Genomic DNA, 3,281 nt, shown 5'->3' on the forward strand with positions numbered 1-3,281 from the left:
TTGTCGCTTGAACGCTGGATAGCGGTGACCCAATCGGCCCCGCCGGCCTCGCACACAATCGAGGGGTCGTATTGATATTTGTCGGGGTCATCCATGTGAACCATGTATCGGCAGACAGCCCGCCAATTATCTCGGTACTGCACGCTCGCTTCCTTGACACCAAACGAGGTAAGAACAGCTTTTGCCGTCTCCAAATCCACCGCATGGGAGAACCTAACGGCCACGTGAGCGTGCGTCTCCTTGACCTCGCCAGTCGGACGCACATCCTTGTCGTGCACAGCCCAAACGGCTTCATAGCCGCTCTCGCGGATGCGCTGCTCCCAGTTCTCTGGCGCACTGTCGAAGTAGAGGTATCCCCACCAGATGGCCTTGGTCGCACCCTTGCCACGGTTCTTTCGCTCCCACTGCTTCTTCTTCTCTGGGTCTTTGTATGGCATAAAAAAGCCACCTCCAAAATCATGGAAGGTGGCTCCGTTTTTACGTCTACTTCTAGCCCTGACCTCGAGGTCTTGCTAGAATAAGTCATGTACGGGACGGAACTTCACCTTCCGCTTCCATTAGCTGGTTGTCGGCGGCAACCAACGACCAGCAACAAACATTATAGGGCATCGCATCGCGCGGTGCCCTTTTATTTTGCGCATCTACCTGCGCTTATAGACCTCGCGCCTATGCGCCACATCAACCACGAGAATCACGAGCCTGCCGTCATCGATGTCGCACAGAATCCGATAGTCGCCGACCCTGTAGCGCCACACGCCCGCCAGGTTCCCCGTCAGGGACTTGCCCCTGACTCTCGGGTCTTCGAGCTTCGCTATCTCGTCAAGCTCTTCGAATATCCTCGCGGCGATGCCCCTGTCCAGCTTGCGCATCGCCTTGTCAGCGTTCCTCGTGAAATCAATTCGCCAGACCACAATGCGCCCTTACCTCATCGATGCTGTAGGTCTCGAGCCTGCCTGCGCGGTAGTCCTCGATGTCCTTGAGAATCCCGTACTCGTACTCGAAACGGTCAATCGATTCTTGCAGGGCCTCGTTCACGTAGAAGCTCCTCGACCTGCCGGTCTCCTTCGCAAGCCTGCTGTAGCGCTCGTTCAGCTCGGTCGGAATCCTCATCGAAGTGACTGCGGTAGCCATAACGCACCTCCTATGCTGTAATACAGGTACTACTATAACACATCACCGCGCCTGCCCGCGCGACCGCGCAGGCGCTTCGTGGCTTCGGTTCCATGCCTTTGCCGCTTCCGTGGCATCCCTCACCATCTCGTCCAGGTCGTATCCGCCGCCCTGCGCCTTCCTGGGACGCATCAGCGCCCAGATGCGGTCTCTAAGCTCCTCAATTGCCGCTCTAGCTGCTCTCGCTGCTCCTGCGCATCGAGCAGTGATTGAATCGAGGATTGTGCCGCGCTCAGGGCGTCCCGCAGCTTTCCAGCGCCCAATCTCGGCAGCGACGGGTCGAAGCTCCTCAACGTCTCGCGCAACTGCTCGCGTTCCGCGCCGAAGGGACTCCAATCGCGCGGACTCCCGCTGGATTTCATCGCCCACCTCGTTGCGAAGCTCGAGCTTTTCGCCAATTTCGCCGTCCAAGCGGTCAAGCTCGGCCATTTTCTCCGCGATTTTGCGGTCCATCTCCGCAGCTTGCGCCCGCTTTTCATCGACCTGCTCGGTCACGGCACACAATTTGGCGCGGGTCTCAACCCTCTGCCGCTCAAGGCCGTCCAGCTCGCGCTTGGCAGTAACCGCACTGTGCTTCGCCTTGTCCCTCGCGCCCTCAAGGGTCTCTATCTCTGACTTGAGCGCCCTCGTTGTGCCGACCTGCACCTTGTACGCGTCAAGGCTCCTGTAGCCTTTAGCACGCAGCTCGTGGCGCAGGGGGCGCTCGTACCCGTAGGGCTTCGCGACCTGCTCCCAGAAGTCCTCCTGCAGGCGGCTCATGGTGCCCTGCGCGGTCACCTCCCACTTGCCCTCCGCGTTCTTGCGTCGCTTGTCTGGGGCGAACAGCTCCTTGGCGCACAGTCGGTCGAAGCCCGTCTCCCTGTCGTGTATCACGGGCGCGATCCAGATGTGCGCGTGGGGCGTGCCCTCGTCCAGATGGATTTGGGCGGCGAGCAGGTTCTCGTAGCCGTACCGCGCCCCGAACCAGTTGATGCTCCTGTCCAAGAACTCCCTCGCGGACTTCTCGTCCAAGGCATCGTTGCTTGAGACGATGAACCCCATCGCGCGGACTTGGTTTTCCCTGACCTTCCTCTTCGTCTTGAGTTCCCCCATGCGCCGCTCGACCGCCCTCTCAAGCGGCACCGGGCGCTCGTCCTCGGCGCGGCAGCGGTAGCCGATGTGCCGGCCGCTCTGGTCAACATCGTTGGCGTAGGTATGGGCGCGCCTGTCCAGCTCACGACCCACCGCGTCAAAGCTTTTCACTTGCGAGCTCTTCATTGCGATTAGTGGCGCGACCGTCATTGGTGAACCTCCGAGTTTGAAGCCTGATGGAGCGTTAGCGACATTTGGTATAGTCACGGTATACCAAACTGCGTTTGGCCGTGCAAGGGCGCTGCCCTTGACCCGCTCGGGCGTTCCCCCCGAGACCCCCCAGCCCTACTCATTCGCGGCGTCGCTCATGAGGTGCGGGCCATCGGCGCGAGCGCCGAATGAGGGGGCAAAGCCCCCTCAAACTCCCCCTCTAGGGTCGGGGGTCGGGGTCGGGATTCCTAGGGGGGGTGACGCAGTACGCCGACCCTTCGGGTCGGCTACCCCCCCTAGGTTCCATCCCCGAATCAACCTTTCTCGCGACATAGGCAAGGAAAGGGTCGATGGGAGCTTGCGCTCACATCGACCCTCTTCCCAGTCTGTCTTTCGACTCGCCCGCCGCGTCAACTACAGATTCCGCGAACGAGTCGGCTTAGATCTGCGCGAGCGCAGACCACGCCGCCCCGTAGTCGCTGAATCTTCCGTTGACCCGTCTACTCACCGCCACCCGTCTGTCTATCGCAGCCGCGCGCGTATGCCTGATAACGTTCATCACGCCAGTCATGGCGATTGCCCTTGCAATACTCGCGCATCACGATGGCGCTGTTGTCGCAGAGCGCCATAAACCATTCCTGATTGTTGGCGCGAGCGTATCTCATCAAATCATTGAACTGCGGAGGGCACCCGCTCGGCCTGACGTTGACGGGGTCATCACACCAGTCCTGCATCGCCGCAATGACCGCATACTTGTCGCTTGAACGCTGGATAGCGGTGACCCAATCGGCCCCGCCGGCCTCGCACACAATCGAGGGGTCGTATTGATA

The 3,281-nt window shown here is 60.4% G+C and carries 5 protein-coding genes; all 5 read right to left on the reverse strand.

What is annotated here, in order from left to right:
• Window positions 1–437 (reverse strand): Rep family protein (locus PMW67_RS09620; RefSeq protein ID WP_271739694.1); only part of this gene is annotated, 437 nt, incomplete at its 3' end.
• 204 nt (window positions 438–641) lie between these two features.
• Window positions 642–869: a type II toxin-antitoxin system RelE family toxin gene (locus tag PMW67_RS09625; protein ID WP_006236363.1), complete on the reverse strand. Its 228-nt coding sequence runs from the start codon at window positions 867–869 to the stop codon at window positions 642–644.
• Between the two features lie 25 nt (window positions 870–894).
• Window positions 895–1,131 carry a type II toxin-antitoxin system RelB family antitoxin gene (relB, locus tag PMW67_RS09630; RefSeq protein ID WP_006236365.1) on the reverse strand — a complete coding sequence of 79 codons (237 nt, stop codon included), beginning with the start codon at window positions 1,129–1,131 and terminating at the stop codon, window positions 895–897.
• Between the two features lie 42 nt (window positions 1,132–1,173).
• Window positions 1,174–2,451, reverse strand: a complete 1,278-nt coding sequence (locus tag PMW67_RS09635; protein ID WP_271739697.1) for a plasmid recombination protein — start codon at window positions 2,449–2,451, stop codon at window positions 1,174–1,176.
• Window positions 2,452–2,951: 500 nt separating this feature from the next.
• Window positions 2,952–3,281 (reverse strand): hypothetical protein (locus tag PMW67_RS09640; RefSeq protein ID WP_416378097.1); only part of this gene is annotated, 330 nt, incomplete at its 5' end.

This window comes from Collinsella aerofaciens, assembly GCF_028209395.1.
Lineage (GTDB): Bacteria > Actinomycetota > Coriobacteriia > Coriobacteriales > Coriobacteriaceae > Collinsella > Collinsella aerofaciens_AZ.